The organism is Archangium sp. Cb G35, from assembly GCF_001896145.1.
Taxonomy (GTDB): Bacteria; Myxococcota; Myxococcia; order Myxococcales; family Myxococcaceae; genus Archangium; species Archangium violaceum.
Map to the genome: position 1 here is coordinate 553175 of NZ_MPOI01000004.1, position 16322 is coordinate 569496.

Annotated in this window: 12 protein-coding genes; 3 read left to right on the top strand and 9 right to left on the bottom strand. The window is 67.9% G+C overall.

Annotation, left to right across the window (positions count from 1 at the left end; translation table 11 throughout):
- Nucleotides 1-183 precede the first annotated feature (183 nt).
- Together BO221_RS15730 and BO221_RS15735 are read left to right on the top strand one after the other, a co-directional pair.
- Nucleotides 184-5487, top strand: coding sequence for a trifunctional serine/threonine-protein kinase/ATP-binding protein/sensor histidine kinase (locus BO221_RS15730; RefSeq protein ID WP_073561252.1), 5304 nt, complete (start codon nucleotides 184-186; stop codon nucleotides 5485-5487).
- A gap of 40 nt (nucleotides 5488-5527) precedes the next feature.
- Nucleotides 5528-6640 carry a cyclase family protein gene (locus BO221_RS15735; RefSeq protein WP_143195467.1) on the top strand — a complete coding sequence of 371 codons (1113 nt, stop codon included), beginning with the start codon at nucleotides 5528-5530 and terminating at the stop codon, nucleotides 6638-6640.
- Between the two features lie 20 nt (nucleotides 6641-6660).
- Here the strand turns inward: BO221_RS15735 and BO221_RS15740 are convergent, their stop codons facing one another.
- The 5 genes from BO221_RS15740 to BO221_RS15760 form a co-directional block, all read right to left on the bottom strand.
- A complete protein-coding gene (locus BO221_RS15740; protein ID WP_073561254.1) occupies nucleotides 6661-6969 on the bottom strand; it encodes a hypothetical protein in 309 nt (102 codons plus the stop codon).
- 51 nt (nucleotides 6970-7020) lie between these two features.
- Nucleotides 7021-7689, bottom strand: coding sequence for an SUMF1/EgtB/PvdO family nonheme iron enzyme (locus BO221_RS15745; protein WP_083681062.1), 669 nt, complete (start codon nucleotides 7687-7689; stop codon nucleotides 7021-7023).
- Between the two features lie 17 nt (nucleotides 7690-7706).
- Entirely contained in the window at nucleotides 7707-8876 is a 1170-nt protein-coding gene (locus BO221_RS15750; RefSeq protein WP_073561256.1) for a tetratricopeptide repeat protein, read from the bottom strand.
- An 87-nt stretch (nucleotides 8877-8963) separates the two neighbouring features.
- On the bottom strand, nucleotides 8964-11324 hold the full coding sequence (locus BO221_RS15755; protein WP_083681063.1) for a DUF4185 domain-containing protein: 2361 nt from the start codon (nucleotides 11322-11324) through the stop codon (nucleotides 8964-8966).
- A 67-nt stretch (nucleotides 11325-11391) separates the two neighbouring features.
- On the bottom strand, nucleotides 11392-12549 hold the full coding sequence (locus BO221_RS15760; RefSeq protein ID WP_073561258.1) for a Gfo/Idh/MocA family protein: 1158 nt from the start codon (nucleotides 12547-12549) through the stop codon (nucleotides 11392-11394).
- A gap of 57 nt (nucleotides 12550-12606) precedes the next feature.
- On the opposite strand from BO221_RS15760, the gene BO221_RS15765 reads away from it, so the two are divergent.
- The gene (locus BO221_RS15765) at nucleotides 12607-13161 is read left to right on the top strand and encodes a glutathione peroxidase (protein ID WP_073561259.1); all 555 of its coding nucleotides are present in this window, start codon (nucleotides 12607-12609) and stop codon (nucleotides 13159-13161) included.
- Here the strand turns inward: BO221_RS15765 and BO221_RS15770 are convergent.
- The 4 genes from BO221_RS15770 to BO221_RS15785 form a co-directional block, all read right to left on the bottom strand.
- On the bottom strand, nucleotides 13133-13357 hold the full coding sequence (locus BO221_RS15770) for a hypothetical protein (protein WP_143195468.1): 225 nt from the start codon (nucleotides 13355-13357) through the stop codon (nucleotides 13133-13135). The two genes, BO221_RS15765 and BO221_RS15770, sit on opposite strands and share 29 nt — an antisense overlap.
- Nucleotides 13354-13884 carry a hypothetical protein gene (locus tag BO221_RS15775; RefSeq protein ID WP_143195469.1) on the bottom strand — a complete coding sequence of 177 codons (531 nt, stop codon included), beginning with the start codon at nucleotides 13882-13884 and terminating at the stop codon, nucleotides 13354-13356. Before BO221_RS15775 ends, BO221_RS15770 begins: the two co-directional genes overlap by 4 nt.
- Nucleotides 13881-14792, bottom strand: a complete 912-nt coding sequence (locus BO221_RS15780) for an alpha/beta hydrolase (protein WP_158079851.1) — start codon at nucleotides 14790-14792, stop codon at nucleotides 13881-13883. The genes BO221_RS15775 and BO221_RS15780 overlap by 4 nt, the downstream gene beginning before the upstream one ends.
- A gap of 139 nt (nucleotides 14793-14931) precedes the next feature.
- Entirely contained in the window at nucleotides 14932-16152 is a 1221-nt protein-coding gene (locus BO221_RS15785; RefSeq protein WP_073561387.1) for a cytochrome P450, read from the bottom strand.
- Nucleotides 16153-16322: the final 170 nt, after the last annotated feature.

Here is a 16322-nt window from a genome sequence, read left to right on the forward strand (position 1 = left end):
CCTTGCCAGAAGAGCACTGAAAGCGGCTCGGTGTCTCAGAAAAAAATAAAATCCAGTTCACGGTGCGCGAGGACGCCCACCGACGCCGCGTGATTCGGCCTTTCCTGGAGTTCCCGTCCGCCCTAGTCGTAAAAGTTCTATATTCCTTCCATCGGGGGAGGCCGGTTCGATGGAGTCCAGAGGATGATGGAACTTCCGGGGTACGAGCTTCGAAGTCTGTTCCAGACGACGAACAACAACCTGCTGTTCCATGCGGTGCGGCGGGCGGACCGGCTGCCCGTCATCCTCAAGACGCCACGCACCCAGCACCCCGGCCCGCGCGAACGCGCCCGCTACCAGCGCGAGCACGCGCTCCTGGAGCGGCTGCGAGGCACGGCCGGAGTCATCACCGCCCATGGCCTGGAGCTGCACACGGAGCGGCCCGTGCTGGTGCTGGAGGACGTGGGCGCCAGGGCCCTGTCGGAGCAGCTGGGCCAGCCCTTCGAGCCCTCGCGCTTCCTGTCCATCGCCGTGCCCCTGGCGTCCATCCTCGCGGAGGTGCACCGGCGGGGCGTCATCCACAAGGACATCAAACCCGCCAACATCCTGCGCTCGGAGGGAGGGCGGGTGTGGCTCATCGACTTCGGGCTGGCCAGCCCGCGGCAGTTGGAGCACGTGGAGGCCGCGGCGGCCCCGTTCATCGAAGGCACGCTGCCCTACATGTCCCCGGAGCAATCCGGGCGGATGAACCGGGCGGTGGACTACCGGACGGACTTCTATTCACTGGGAGTGGTGTTCTACCAGCTGCTCACCGGGCAGCTGCCCTTCCGGGGCCGGGACGCCCTGGAATGGGTCCATGCGCACGTGGCCCACGCGCCCGTGCCCCCGAGCCGGCGCGTGCCCTCGGTGCCGCCCCTGTTGTCGGCGGTGGTGCTCAAGCTGCTCGGCAAGGCCGCCGAGGAGCGCTACCAGAGCGCCGAGGGGCTGAAGGCGGACCTGGAGCGGTACGAGGAGGGGCTGCGGCGGGGCGTGGCGGAGGAGTTCCCCCTGGGGCAGCGGGACTTCCCCGCGCGCTTCCAGGCCCCACAGAGCCTCTATGGGCGCGACGTGGAGCGCCAGACGCTGCTGGAGTCCTTCGAGCGGGTGGCCCGCACCGGGAGGACCGAGTGGGTGCTGGTCCGGGGCTACTCGGGCATCGGCAAGTCCTCCGTCGTCCATGAGTTGCACAAGCCCCTGCTGGGGCGACGCGGCTTCTTCCTCGGTGGCAAGTTCAACCCGCTGCAACGGGACGTGCCCTACGCCACGCTGGCCCAGGCCATGCGGGCGCTCGTGCAGCAGATGCTGGCCGGCAGCGACGAGGAGGTGGCCGCCTGGCGCCAGCGCCTGCTGGAGGCCTTCGAGGGCATGGGGCAGGTGCTGGTGACGCTGGTGCCCCAGTTGGAGCAGGTGGTGGGCAAGCAGTCCCCGGTGCCGGAGCTGCCGCCTGCCGACGCGCAGAACCGCTTCAACCGCCTCTTCCTGCGCTTCCTCGCGGTGTTCGCCACCGCAGAGCGGCCGCTGGTGCTCTTCCTGGATGATCTCCAGTGGGCGGACTTCGCGAGCCTCGCGCTGCTGAAGTACCTCACCCTCCACCCGGACACCCCTCCCCTGCTGTTGATCGGCGCCTACCGGGACAACGAGGTGAGCGCCTCGCATCCGCTGGCGTTGACGCTGGCGGAGGCGCGCAAGGCGGCGGGACAGCTGGTGGACATCCACCTGGGGCCGCTGACTCCCGAGCAGACGCGGCGGCTGGTGACGGATGCCCTGCCGGGCGCCACGGACGCGCTCGTGGCGCCGCTGTCCGCGCTGGTGCAGGAGAAGACGGGGGGCAATCCCTTCTTCCTCCTCCAACTGCTCCAGACGCTCTACCAGGACGGACTGGTGACGCGGGGGTCGAACGGAGCGTGGCGCTGGAACGAGCGGGCCGTCCGGGCCCGGGGCTACTCGGACAACGTGGTGGAGTTCATGGCCGGGCGGCTGCGGCAGCTCCCCCTCCCCACCCAGCAACTGCTGCGCCTGGCCGCGTGCGTGGGCGATGCCTTCGCCCTGGAGACGGTGGCCCTGCTCTCGCGCCAGGAGGCCTCCGAGGTGGAACAGGGGCTCGAGCCGGCGCTGCGGGATGGGCTGCTGGTGGAGACGGGTGCCCACCGCTACCGCTTTCCGCACGATCGCATCCAACAAGCCGCCCATGCCCTCATCGCCGAGGAGGAGCGCAAGGCGGTCCACCTGGAGATTGGCCGGCGGTTGTGGTCGAGCCTCCCGCCCGGGGAGCTGAACGAGCGCCTCTTCGAGGTGGTGGGCCAGCTCAACGCGGGCGCGGAGCTGATCTCCAGCGCGGAGGAGCGCTCGCGGCTGGCGCGGCTCAACGCCGAGGCGGGCGGACGGGCCAAGGCCTCGGTGGCCTACCGTTCGGCCATCGGCTACTTCACCATGGCCTTCTCCCTGCTGCCCGGCGACCCGTGGGAGACGGCACCCGCGCTGGCCTTCTCCCTGCGGCTGGATCAGGCCACCTGCGAGCTGGTGACCGGCCATGCCGCCGAGTCCAGTGTCCTCGTGGAGGAGTTGCTCTCGCGGGCCACCACGCGTCCTCAGCTGGCGGCCGCCTACGAGCTCAAGAGCGGCATCCTCCTCACGCGCAACCAGGGCGCCGCCGCCGCCGCCTGCCTGCTGGAGTGTCTGGAGCGCTTCGGCGTGAGCATTCCGCCCAAGCCCACCTGGGAGCAGGTGATCGCCGCCCACCAGGAAACGGAGGCCCTGCTGGGCAATCGCCCCGTCGAGAGCCTCCGCGAGCTCCCCCCCATGACGGATCCGGACATGAAGACCGTCATGGGGTTGCTGGCGGCATTGACGTGGCCCGCCTTCTTCTCGGACGAGAAGCTCCTGGCCCTGCAACTGTGCCATGCGGTGGCCCTGACGCTCCGCCATGGATACACCGCCGCGGCCGCACCGGGCTACGCGTGGTACGGCACGGTGCTCGCCAGCCACTTCAAGGACTACCAGCGGGGCCATGCCTTCAGCCAGCTGGCCTGCGAGCTCGTCGAGAGCCCCGACGGCGCGGCCTGGCGGGGCAGGACGACCTTCACCATGGCGCATACGAGCCTCTGGGTGAAGCCCATCCCGGAGGCGATGGAGATCTACCACCGGGCCTTCCAGCAGACGGTCCAGTCGGGTGACTACCAGGTGGCCTGCTATTGCTGCCTCTTCATCACCACGGTGCAGCTGATCTCCGGCACCGAGCTGGCCGAGGTGGCCCGGGAGATGACCGTCCGCAAGGACTTCGCGCGCAAGGTGGGCTACCCGCAGCCGTACGACATGATGCGCCTCTCCCACGCCTTCGTGCAGCAGATGCGCGGGCTCACCGCGTCCTTCGACTCGCTGAACATGGAGGACTTCGACGAGAAGGCCTTCGAAGCGCAGCTGGGCAGCCGCATGCCCACGCTGCGGCTCTGGTACGCCATCATCACGGCCCGCTCGTGCCTCATGCGTGGGGCCTACGAGGAGGCCCGCCAGGCCGCGGAACAGGCCAAGGCCCTGAGCTGGTCCAACTTCGGGCGCATCCAGCAGCTCGAGTATCACTTCTACCGGGCCCTGGCCCTGGCGGCGTGCTACCGGCGAGCCCCGGCCGAGCGGCAACCGGAGGACCTGCGCGAAATCCAGACGCACCACCAACAACTGGCGGAGTGGGCGCGGCACTGCCCGGAGACATTCCGCGCACCCGAGCGGATGGTGGCGGCGGAGCTGGAGCGAATCCTCGGGCGGGCGGACATGGCCCCCGCGTTCTACGAGGAAGCCATCCAAGCGGCTCGCGAGCAGGGCTTCATCAACCACCTGGCGCTGGCGAGCGAGCTGGCCGCGCGCTTCTGGGAGGAGCGGCGGGTGAACACCCTGGCCCTCTTCTACGCTCGCCGGGCGCGCGAGGCGTATGCCCAATGGGGCGCCGACGGCAAGGCGCGGCACATGGATCGGCAGTGGTCCCTGCTGACGGCGGGCTCCGCCACCAGCCAGGAGGACTCCACCAGCTATGACTCGGACTCGAGCCAGTTGGACGCGCTCACCGTCGTCAAGGCGCAGCAGGCCATCTCCAGTGAGATCAACCTGGAGAAGGTGGTGGCCACCCTCATGCGGGTGGCGCTGGAGAACGCCGGCGCCCAGCGGGGAGCCCTGCTGCTGCTGCAAGGCGGAGCACTGAAGGTGGAGGCCGTGGTGGACGCCACGCGCGGATCGCTGGAGACGGTGTCACCGGAGGCGGCGAAGCCGGAGCTGCCGTGGACCGTGCTCTCCTACGTGCGGCGGGCTGGCGAGCCCGTGCTCATCAACGACACCGCCGAGCCCCACCCCTTCTCCGCGGATCCCTACTTCTCCCACAGCCGGGCCCGCGCCGTGTTGTGTCTGCCCCTGCAACGCCAGGAGCGGGTCAGCGGGCTGCTGTACCTGGAGAACGCGCTCACCACGGGGGCCTTCCGGCCCGGCCGCATCACCCTGCTGCGGCACCTGGCCTCCCAGGCGGCCATCTCCGTGGAGAACGCGAGGCTCTACACCGAGGTCCAGGAGGCCGAGACGGCCCTGCGCAGGGCCAACGAGGAGTTGGAGCAGCGCGTGGAGGAGCGGACGCGCGAGCTGAAGCAGGCCCAGGCGCGGCTGGTGGCGACGGCGCGCTCGGTGGGAATGGCCGAGGTGGCCTCCAATGTGCTGCACGACGTGGGCAACACGCTCACCAGCATCGTGGTGGACACCGAGCAGATGCACAAGGCGGTGGAGTCCTCGCGCGTGGACCGTGTCGACAAGGTGTTCCACCTCCTGGCCGAGCACCGGAGCCACCTCTCGGACTTCGTCGACCACGACGAGCGGGGCCAGCACCTGTTCACCTACCTTCCGATCCTCGCGTCCGAGCTGAAGCAGGAGCGGGAGTCCTTGCGTCAGGGCCTGGGGACGCTGGGAAAGAACGTGGAGCGCGTGCGCACCATCATCCAACTGCAGCAGACCTACGCGACGTCCACGCTGCTGCTGGAGGAATGCGAGCTGTCCGAGGTGCTGGAGGAGGCCCTGCGCCTGCAAGGGGGAGCCCTGCGCAAGGCGGGCGTGCGGGTGGAGAAGCAGTTCGCCCCCGTCCGGATGAAGGTGGACAGGCACCGGCTGCTGCAGATCCTCCTCAACCTGCTGAGCAACGCCTGGCAGGCGATGGAGCCGGTGGCGCCCGGGGAGCGCAGCCTGTGGCTGGGTCTGCATGCGGAGGAGCCCTGGGTCCGGATCCAGGTGCGGGACAGTGGCCAGGGCATCGCACCCGAGGTGGCCCGGCGCCTCTTCAACCATGGCTTCACCACGCGCAAGGAGGGCCACGGAATCGGGCTGCACTCCAGCGCGCTCGCGGCGCGATTGATGGGGGGGCAGTTGAATCTGGAGAGCGCCGGCCCCGGACAGGGAGCTATCGCCACGCTCGAGCTTCCCCTGACGAACCACATCGACGGTTGAAGCGCTTTCCCCTACCCTGGCCAGCGGGAGGGTGGGAAACATGAAATGGATGAACGTGATCGCGGTGACGCTCGCCGCGAGTGCCATGGGTGCGTGTGATTCGGCGGCCTCGCGGTCCCTGGAGGATCCGCTCTTGAGTGATCCGATGCAGCTGGAGGATCCACTGCTGGGGACGCCCACGCCGCCATGGCCGGCCGGTGACGAGCGCGGAATGGGCAACACGCAGGGGGTGGCCACGCGTCTGCGCTGTGCCGCCTATATGGCGCATCCGGCGTCCCGGGAGTACGAGCTGTCGCACGTGCGCTCGGAGACCATGCCGATGTCTCCCTTCTCCGTTCCGCTCGACTACCAGTATGAGCCGACGTTCGGGCCTCAGTTCTCCCGGCACGCGGTCAACGGCGAGACGATCTGCGGGGAGCCCGCGGGCCAGGGCACGCAGATGGACGCGATCGGGCACTTCGGAGTGCTGCCCCAGCCGTGGGATCCGGCGACGGGCCCCATCCCGTCGCAGAACGCGGTCTACTACAACGGCTACACGCAGGCGCAGGTGAAGCCGACCCCCGACTCGCCCCTGCTCAAGCTGGGAATCGACAAGGCGCCGCCGATCGTCACCACCGCCGTGCTGCTGGATGCGCGGGCGTACGTGGGCCGTGGGAACCGGCTCGCAGGAGGCCAGCTCATCACCGCGGCCCACATCCAGGGGATGCTCCAGGCCCAAGGTCTGGGCTGGCGCGGCATCCTCCCGGGTGACGTGCTCTACATCTACACCGGCTGGGAGGAGCTCTGGGAGGACCCGAACGTGACGGGGGTGTACTACTCCCAGTCGCCCGGGCTCTCCGTGGACGCGGTGAACTTCATCGCCCAGAAGGCCATCGTCGCGGTGGGGCTCGACGCGCCCTTCGTGGATCCGGTCAACCCGGGCCAGTTGCAGGGACAGGCGCCGCCTCCCGCGGGCACCCCGCCGGGGCTCCCCTTCTATGCCCACCACTACCTGCTGAGCCAGGCGGGCATCCACCTGCTGGAGAACGTGCGCCTGAAGGCCATGGCCCAGGACAAGACCTGGATCTCCTGCACGCTCGTGCTGGCCCTCAAGGAGCGCGGAGGCTCGGGCTCGGCGATCCGGCCCGTGGCGTACGGTCCCCCGCGCCTGTAGAGGGCATGCGGAGGGCCCGGCTACTTCCTGGGCAGCTCACAGACAGAAGGTTCGGCGGCGTTGGCGGATGGAGCCAGCGCCTGCCGGGCCTTCACCACGAGGGCGAGCACGCGCTCGGCGACCGTCACACCGCCCGAGGCGACTTCAATTGCCGCCCCGATGAGCGCCAGGGTCCCCGCCACCACCACGGCACCCCGGGCCTTGCGCCTCCGCGTTGGAGTCTTCCGCTTCATCCTCGAGCGTATTTGCGAAGGCAGTGCCAGCCCGCCGCGCTCGGCATGGCGGATGGCGGTCATGACCGCCCGCCGGATGGGAAGGCGGATGCCCATCTTGGGAAAACGTGTTCCCACCTGGGGCAAGCCCCTTGGAGCAGTGCCGGCCTACCTGGACTTCGACTGGGGCTTCGTGGATTGAACGCAGCGGAAACCGAGCTCCTCCGCGTGGTGGTCACGAATAGCGTCTCCGTAGTCCGAGGGATACACAGGCTCCAGGTCGGGAAGCCCGCCCCTCGTCGCTTCGTAGCCAGGATTCTTCTTGGTGGACCAGATCACCCACTCACCGGCTCCCGGAGCTCCATCGATGCCCCGATTCATGTCATGCCCGGAGTCGGCCGCGTACTCCCATTCCTTCTCCGTGGGCAACCGCCCTCCTGCCCACGCGCAGAATCGGCTGGCCTGCTCGAAGTCCACGTAGTCGACGGGCAACGTGGGCTCCGACGCTCGACGGCTCCAAGTGCCCACGAACCGCGTGTCCGGCTCGGTGCACTGCCCGGCGGCGACACAGGCCTCGTACTCGGAGACGCTCGTCCGGCCGCGCATGATCCAGAAACCGTCCACCTTCGCGCGGACTCCACGCTTCTTGCGCGATCTCTCGCAAGCCGACCGCGGCTCACAACCGAACGTGAAGGATCCACCCGGCAGCCACATCCACCGGTCCTCAGGCACCGTCGAAGCAGGTTTCGGAGGGGGCTTGGAGGATGACTTCGGACCGGCGGAGACGCTGATCGGAATCAGGCCGAGCGTCAGGATGAGGATGAACGTAGCTCGCATCGATACCTCCGAGTAGGTCAGAGCGAGATGTTGCCCGAGTCACCCTCCCCCGCGAGCGGCACCACATGACGCAGCACGAACTGGTGCAGCCGCTCGCGGGCCTCGGGCTCGAGGGTGAGCACCACATGGGGTGCCTGCCGTGCGAGCACCTCGTAGAGGATGAGCTCCTTGCCATAACCGTCCTCCACGATGCGCATGAAGCGTTCCAGGGCGGGATCCTTCGGCTTTCCCTCCTCCTGGAAACGCGCGTAGACGGCGCCGAGCAAGCCCAGGCACTCGAGCTCCTCGATGTTGGTGGGGTGGTAGTCGCGCTCGCCCGTCATCTCCTCGCGATGTGACTCCTCACCGAGCCACAGCGCCTTGCACAGCCCATAGGCGAACCAGGGGGACGCCGGGTCGACATGGACGGAGACCCCCTTGCCCTCGACGCGCGCGAGGGCCCGGGGCCGCAGCACGCGCGGCCGCAACCGGATGCCCAGCGTGTCGGCGTTCTGATCGAGGGCATGCGTCACATACGGGTGCTCGGGACGCAGCGTGAGTGCCCAGGCGTACATGTCGCGCGCCTCGGCCATGCGGTCCAGATGCACGAGCGCGGTGCCACGGTAGAAGTAGCTGCGATGGTCATCGGGGTTGATCCGGGCGGCCCGCTCGTAGCGCGTGAGCGCCGTCTTCGGGTCCCCCGAGAAGAGCGCCGCGTCCCCGAAATTGAGGGCCGCCAGGTAGTTGCCAGGCTCCTTCTCGAGCGCCTGGGCATACAGCTTCTCCGCCTCCGCGTAGCGCTCCGCCCGGTAGTGCACCTCGGCCTGATGGATGAGCGCCATCGCCTCGGGATTGAACTTCGCCGGCCGCACGACTCGCGAGCCGTCCGCGGACCGAGTGACCACTGGCACATCGAGGGGATCGGGGCCGTGGGGCCAGACGACATCCACGAGCTGCTCGGGAGCGACGCCCTTCAGGCTCTCGAGATCCTGGATGAGGTACTGCACCGGGGAGGATTCGATCCGCTTCATCAACTCCGGCGGCGTGAGGAAGTGGCGCGACCGGCTGTCCGGCACCGCGCGCACGTTCAGCGCGACGGCCTCGCCCGAGCCTTCTCCGGAAGCAGGCTCGGACGCGGGCCTGGGCGTGGTGGCGCAGGCGGACGTGAGCAGCAGGACGGCAATCCAGCGCGAGTGGCTACGAGACATGGCTCCCCCTCTTCAGCGTTGACGGCAGGAGAGGGAGCCTAGCACCGGACGATGGGCGGAGCGGATTCAGTGGCCGCTCCCACGCACCTAGTACTGAGAGACGGTGCCCGTGGATGAGTTTTCGACCAGGGAGCCGCGCTCGAAGTCCACGCGCCGTCCGCCCGTCACCGCGTAGGCCTCCGTCCTGGGGAAGCCGAGCGTCTGGGCCACTCCGGCCTGCAGGTACCTGGTGAGGAGGGGGCCCGCCTGCAGTGCCTTGGCGCCGGTGGCGGGAGAGAAGTAGACGTGTCCGCCCTGAAAGCGGCTCACCTTGCCCGGGGCGAAGGAGGTGTTCTCCTCGTCGGACACGGGGTAGCCCAGGAAGCCCGTCTCCCATCCCAGCGCCGCCCACCTGCCGTGGATGAGGCCCTGCACGGAGTGCGCTCCCGTCTCCGGCGTCCAGTAGATGCTGCCCTGCTGGAAGTGGTTGTAGCGCCCGCGCCCATCCGGCGTGGTGAACTCGTCAGTGGTGGGGTAGCCCAGCACGCTCACCTCCCACCCGAGCTCCTTCCACTTCTCCCGGATGGAGCCCATCACCACGTGCGCCCCCGTCGCCGGTGTCCAGTAGATGCTGCCCCGCTGGAAGTGGTTGAAGCGCCCCACTCCATCCGGCGTCGCGATCTCCCCCTCCAGGCACGTCCCCAGCAACACGGGCCCATTCACCGCGTCGTACTTCGCCTTGATGTCCCCCTTCACCTCGCACCCGCGGAATCCGAACGCTCCCGCACCGACGAACCCCCATGGACCGGTCAACGTGTCCTCCACGAGGAGCCGCAATGTCTCTCCCCGGTAGGAGGACAGGGTCCAGGTGACGGGGAGCTCCGGACTGTTGGTGCGCCGGCCGCGCGTGGTGCGGATGACCTCGCCGCCGCGGAGCAGGCGCACCTGGGCATCGCCACCGTGGACGAAGAAGCCGAGCTCGCGCGTGGCCGCATCCACCGTGAAGTCCTGCCAGATGGCTCCCGTCAGCCCGTCTCCCTTGGGCTGGAGGAAGGTCGTCACACGGCCCCTGCCATCGCCACCCGTGAAGATTCCGAAGGCATCACCGCTCCTGCCCCATCCGGTGAAGCCCTGGGTGAAATCGGGATTCGTGAGCGCGGTCCTGGGCAGCCCCACACCGCCTGACGGCGGCGTGTACGGCGTTTCGGGAAGCCCGAGCCGCGTGCGCATGAGGTGGACCTGATAGGGATTCCAGGACGACATCGTGTAGACGAGAGAGAGAACACCGCCCGGCTCCTCCTCGAAGTAGCGGGGGATGAGGTACGGCCCATACTCACCGCCCCACTCCTCTTCGCGTCCTGGCTCGGAGAGTCCATCGTCGTACGTCACGACGCTCTGACGAGCATGGATGAAGTGCTCGTAACCCCTGTCCTGGTCCTTCCCCGGATCGAAGATGACGAGCGGCGCCGACCACGGCCCATTGACCGAGCGCGCCCAACGAAGCGTGATGCCTCGTGGCTCCGGGGCCCCACAGTTGTAGGCCATGAAGTAGAGGCCAACCTTCGACCACTTGCGGACCGACAGCTCCCCGACGCAGGAGGTTTGAACGATGGGGACCGCGCTCGACTCGCCCGGGCCGAACGTCGCGGTGGTGCCGCTGCCTCCCCGGTAGTACATCCAGGCCGAGCGATCTCCCATCCGGGCCAGCTCGACCTTCGCGAGGTAGACGGGGCTCTTGCGATAATCCCCACTGCCATAGATGAAAGCGGTCGTCCCCTCCACGACCACGCTCACATTGATGAACTTCGAGCTGGGGACGATGTGCGTGGTCCGCATCCCCGCGACGTTCAGCCCGTCCATCTCCGCCAGCACCGAGTGGCTGTATTTCTGCGTGCTTGGATCCCAGCCGGTGGTGAAGAAGACGTACGTCTTGGAGCCAACCGGAACGCCTTCCATGGGAACGTTCATCCCCTGCAGGTTGATGCCGGACAGGCGCGGTGCCACGAACTGGCCGTTGGCGTCCGTCACCCACGTGAGCTTCGGCAGGGGTCCCGCTGGAGGAACACTGGTCGCGGTCGTCCAGGCGATGGAGTCCTGGTCCTGTCGCGCCCCCCCGGGCGTCCAGGAGTCTCCAAAGATGAACACCAGCTTGCCGTCCCGCTCGAACGTCACACCGAGATCCGTGCCCGTGATGCCGACGTTGAGCGACGGATTGACCTTCGTGTCGGTGAGCTGTCCCAGGTGCTGCGTGTAGAGCTTGCGCAACGCGGGAAGGCTGCCATCCGCCGGGAGCGAGAACGACGCGTCCAGCCCCGAATCGACCCGCTCGGCAGTGCCCGCGCCCACATGGGGGGCAGCCGGTGAAGTGCCCGCGGGCCCACAACCGAGGCCCAGGAGCACGGCAAGAAGACCGAGGCGCCGGCCTCCCGCTCCGGCCCCCTTCCATTTCCCTTCGTTCACGTCACGCATGATTTTTCTCTCCGTTTCGAGATAGAGGAGAGACGTGACGCGGCGGCGTCCAAGAAAAATGCGCCCTTCAGCCCGCGGCGGGCTCGACCCACGCCTTGCGCACGTTCGACGCGTAGAGCGCGTCGATCACCCGCTCCACCTCGACGGCCCGGGCGAAGCTGGCGAGCGGTTCGCCGCCGGTCCTGACCGTCGTCGCGAAGGTGTCGAACAGCCGCGCCATGGACAGCAGCTGGTCGCCCGCCGAGGGGGTGCTCACCACCCGCGGGTCGAGCACCCTGCCCCGCACCGTGAACAGGCGCTCGGGTACCGGCACCTCCAGGCCCTGCGGAGCCATCATGCCCAGGCCCGCCTTCGCGGCATACAGCCTGGCCGTCGACGCGCTCGGGTAGCGGAGAGCCTCCAGCCGCAGCCGCCCCTTGCTTCCGAACGCATCGATCCAGAAGCCCGGGCTATCCACCGCCGTCCATGAGGTGGCCAGAGTGCCCATGGCACCGTTGGCGAAGCGCAGGAGCGCGTGACACGTGTCGTCGGTCTCCACCGTCATGGTCTCGCCCGGTGAGAGCTCCCAGGTCTTCAGTTGGGTCTCCATCCGGCCGGCCACCGATTCGATCCGGCCGAACAGGTACCCAAGGGCGTGCAGCATGTGCGAGCCATGATTGCGGGTGACGCTGACCCCGTGACCGGCCTTGCCGAACCAGGTGTAGGGGAAGAGCGGGATGACAGGCAGGAAGTAGCTCATCTGCCAATGGCAGTGCACTTGAAAGACCTCGCCGAGGTAGCCCTCGTCGATCATCTCCTTCATCAGCGTCAGGTGCGGCATGCCCACCACGCTGGCCGCCACGGCGCCGGTGACGCCCTTCTCGCGCTGCAACTTCACCAGGCCCTCGGCGGCCTCCAGCGACGGTGCGAACGGCAGCTGGTTGACGACGTGCTTGCCGCCCTTCAACGCCGCCGTCACCAGCTTCTCCCGCAGGACGGGGCTGGTGCCGGCATCGATCACGTCGATGTCCGGGTCGGCGCACATCGCCTCGTAGCTCCAGAACGGCCGGGCGATGCCGTGCTCCCTGGCCGCCGCCTCGGCTGTCTCCTGCCGCGAGGTGCAGATCGCCGTGACCTCCACGTCATCGCCCAGCATCCGCCATGCGGGCAGGTGGGCCTTGGCTCCCCAGTTCGCGCTGATGATCCCCACGCGCAGCTTGCCCGGGCGCGACTTCGTTTCGCTCATTTGATCTCCTCCGAGGGTTGTATGCTTCACCCTTCTTTACCGAAGGAAAGAACCCCCATGAACGAGAAGATCGCGAACCTGCCGCTCGAGCGAATCGATGGAACCAAGACCTCGCTGACTGCCTTCAAGGGCAAGGTGCTCCTGGTGGTCAACGTGGCCTCGCAGTGCGGCCTGACGCCCCAGTACGAGGGCCTTGAGAAACTCCACAAGAGCTACCAGGCCCGGGGTCTGGTGGTGATGGGCTTTCCCGCCAATGAGTTCGGCGCCCAGGAGCCGGGCACCAACGCGGAGATCCAGGAGTTCTGCCGCTCCAAGTTCGGGATCGACTTCCCCATGTTCTCGAAGATCGTCGTCAAGGGAGAGGGCCAACACCCGCTCTACCAACACCTGACGGAGACCCTCCCCGAGGCGCGCTATCCCGCCAACAGCACCATGCGCACCCGGCTGGAGAAGTACGGCATGAAGCAGGAGAAGCCCAACGACATCCTCTGGAACTTCGAGAAGTTCCTCATCAACCGCCAGGGCGACGTGGTGGCGCGCTTCTCACCGGACACGACTCCGGATGACCCCACGTTGACCCAGGCTATCGAGGCGGAGCTCGCCCGGGCCTGACGACAGCCCAGCTCCGGAATGCGGCGGTGACCGCGGCGAAAACCATGGTGAGCAGCGCCGCCACCACCGCCGACTCATAGACATCGGCCGTGACGAACGTGCGCCCGCCCACCGTCACGTTTCCCGCGGGCGCATACGCCAGTTTGATCGGGTACTGGGCCGCGCTCGCGGCCCAGACAAGGCAAGGCAGCATCATGGTTTCGGGCCGCCAAAGCGGACGCCCAGCTCGAGCCCCACCATCGCCAGCAGGTCCCTGACATTGGCCTCCCCGACGACGCCCACGTAGAAGCGATCGAAGAGCGTCGCGCCCACCGCGGCCTGTGCGCTCATCCTGAAGCCCTCCCCGAACATCAGGGGCACCCCGATGCGCGCGTAGACGGGCCCGGCGTCGAGCCGGGCGGCGGGCGTCACCGCGAGCCGGAAGTCCGGAAACCCCCACGCGTCCTTCACGGGCACCATCGCCGACAGGCCGAGCTCGGCGGCGAAGAGTCGTGACAGACGGTAGGAGGGGACGACGTCCACGGCTACCCAACCTCCGTCCCGAAGCGTATGCGTCCTGATCGCGCTCACCCCGCTGAGACCGATGAGCGGCCGGGCGCTGAGCCCCAGCCTGAGAGCGAAGGGGTTCTCGGCTGGAGCGTGGGTCTCCCCTTCCCCTGATTGGGCCAGCACTCGCGGCGCCCCCAGCAGCACGAGCATGCAGATGAAGTGGCGCATCGTCATAGCCTCTCCCCGAACCACTTCCAGATGAGCTCGTCCGACTCGGCCCGGTGGGTGGCATCGATGTCGTGGCCCGCGCCTTCGAGGTACTCGACGTGGACCTCCTGCCCGAGCAATTGAGCCGATACCGCGAAGGATCGCTGCACCTCGGGGAGGACGAGGGTGTCCGCCGTCCCCTGGAGGATCAGCAGTGGCACCCTGGGCCCATGCCCCATGTAGGTGAGGTTGCTGACGTCAGCGAAGACCTCGGGCGTATCCCTCACCTTCGCTCCATCCGGTAGCGCGAGGAACCGGGTGACGTAGGGTTTGATCCACCAGTCTGTCGTCTCATAGACGGACGCGGGGTCACCGGCGCCGCACATGGACACCACGGCCTTCGCCTCGAGGTTCTCGCTGTAGGGGCAATAGTCCGGCTCGAAACGTGCCTCGTTCCGGGCATACGCCGACATCATCGCGAGGTGCCCGCCAGCGGACCCGCCAATCACCCCCACCCGGCTCGTATCCACTTTGTACGTGGCGGCATTCGCGGCGAGCCACCGGAACGCACACCGCACGTCCTGCAGTTGCGCCGGCCAGGGGTGGAGGGCCTTGCCGTGTCCATCATCGAGGTTCGCGAGCCGATAGTTGATGGTCACCCCGACGAAGCCCCGCCGGCTCGCTTCCTGGATTCGATCTGCGTAGTCGTCCAGATCTCCGATGACCCACCCGCCACCATGGATGAAGACGATCGCGGGAAAGGGACCCGGCCCCTCTGGCACCGCGATGTCGAGTGTCAGCGGATGCACCCCACCCGGCTCACTCGGGCTGGGCACCTCCGCGTACGTGACCTCGCCTTCCGCGCCACCGGTGAGCTCACCGCATCCCGTGATGGCCAGCAGCAAGGCCGCGGGCAACAACCACCTCGTCTTCATGACTTCCGCTTCGGTATCCATGCTCCTCCGGAGACTCAGGTCACCCGGAGGGAGCATAGGAGAACGACGGAAGGATGGGGCCCCAACATGCCGTCCGCTCAGGAGCGGGCGAGCCACTGCATCTCGCTGCCCGCAGGAGCTAGAACGCCAGGGGCAGGCTCACCAGCCCACGCGACTGGGCACTCGGGCGCCACGCGAGCTTCTCGGGCGCCGTGGCCAGACGCAGCCCCGGGAGCCGCTCCAGCAGCAACTCGAAGGCGACGATGGCCTCCAACCGGGCCAGGGGTGCTCCCAGACAGAAGTGGATGCCATGACCGAAGGCCACGTGCTTGTTGGGCGTGCGCCCCACGTCGAACTGGTCCGGCTCGGGGAACTGCCCCGCATCCCGATCCGCTGCCAGGTAGTTCACCCGGACGGCCTCATGGGCCTGGATGCGCTGGCCATGCAGCTCCATGTCCTCCTTCGCGAAGCGCAGGATGCTCAGTTCGAACGGGCCGCAGTAGCGCAGCATCTCCTCCACAGCAGAAGGGATGAGGGAACGATCCTCCCGCAGCCGTTGGATCTGGTCCGGATGCTGCAGCAGCGCCAGCAGGCCGTTGCCCAACAGGTTCGCTGTCGTCTCGTAACCGGCGACGAGCATCAGGAAGACCATGCTCGTCAGCTCCTCGGCATTCAGCCGATCCCCCTGCTCCTGTACGGCGAGCAACGCACTGATCAGATCGTCCCGGGGATGCTGACGGCGCTGCTCGAAAACCTCCCCCAGGTACTTGAAGAAGTGCTGGTGGGCCTCGCGGGTCTTCTCCTGGGAGTCTTTCGACGGAGGGGCGAAGAACGTCTGCGTCCACTCGCGGAACCGGTCGCGGTCCTCCGAGGGAATCCCCAACAGCTCGGCGATGACGATGACGGGCAGAGGAAAGGCGAGCACCTTGAGGAAATCCCCCCCGGAGCCCTGGGCCATCAGCCCCTCCAGCAGCTCCGAGCAGATCGCCGTGATGCGCGGGCGCAGTTCCTCGATGCGGCGCGGGGTGAAGGCCTTGGACACCAGCGAGCGCATCCGCGTGTGGTCCGGCGGGTCCACGGTAAGCAGGTGCCGGCTGAGCGATCTCAGCTTATGGCCGAAGAACCGCTGCCGGACCTCCTCGGGCAGGCGGGTGGGATCCTGCGTGAAGCGAGGATCCCTCACCATCGAGACCACATCCTCGTAGCGCGTCAGCAGCCAGAAATGCATCCCCAGTTGCGGATCCGTGATCGGGGCGACGGGGAACTCCTCCCGCATGCGCTTGTAGAGGGGGAACGGGTTGGCACGCACGTGGGGAGACCACAGTGTCTCTCCCTCCGCGAACAGGGGACTGGCCGTCATGGAGCGCTCCTTCGCCTGCAATGCTCCAAGCTTAGCCCCCGGCGCTCACGGAAATCGACAGTGGAGTCAGGCATGACAACCCGTGTGGGCCCGGGAAGCCGGTGTCTGGAATTGACGTCTCGCGAGTGACAGGAGCATCGTGAACCACCCGTTGGTGGGGCAGCGCGGGT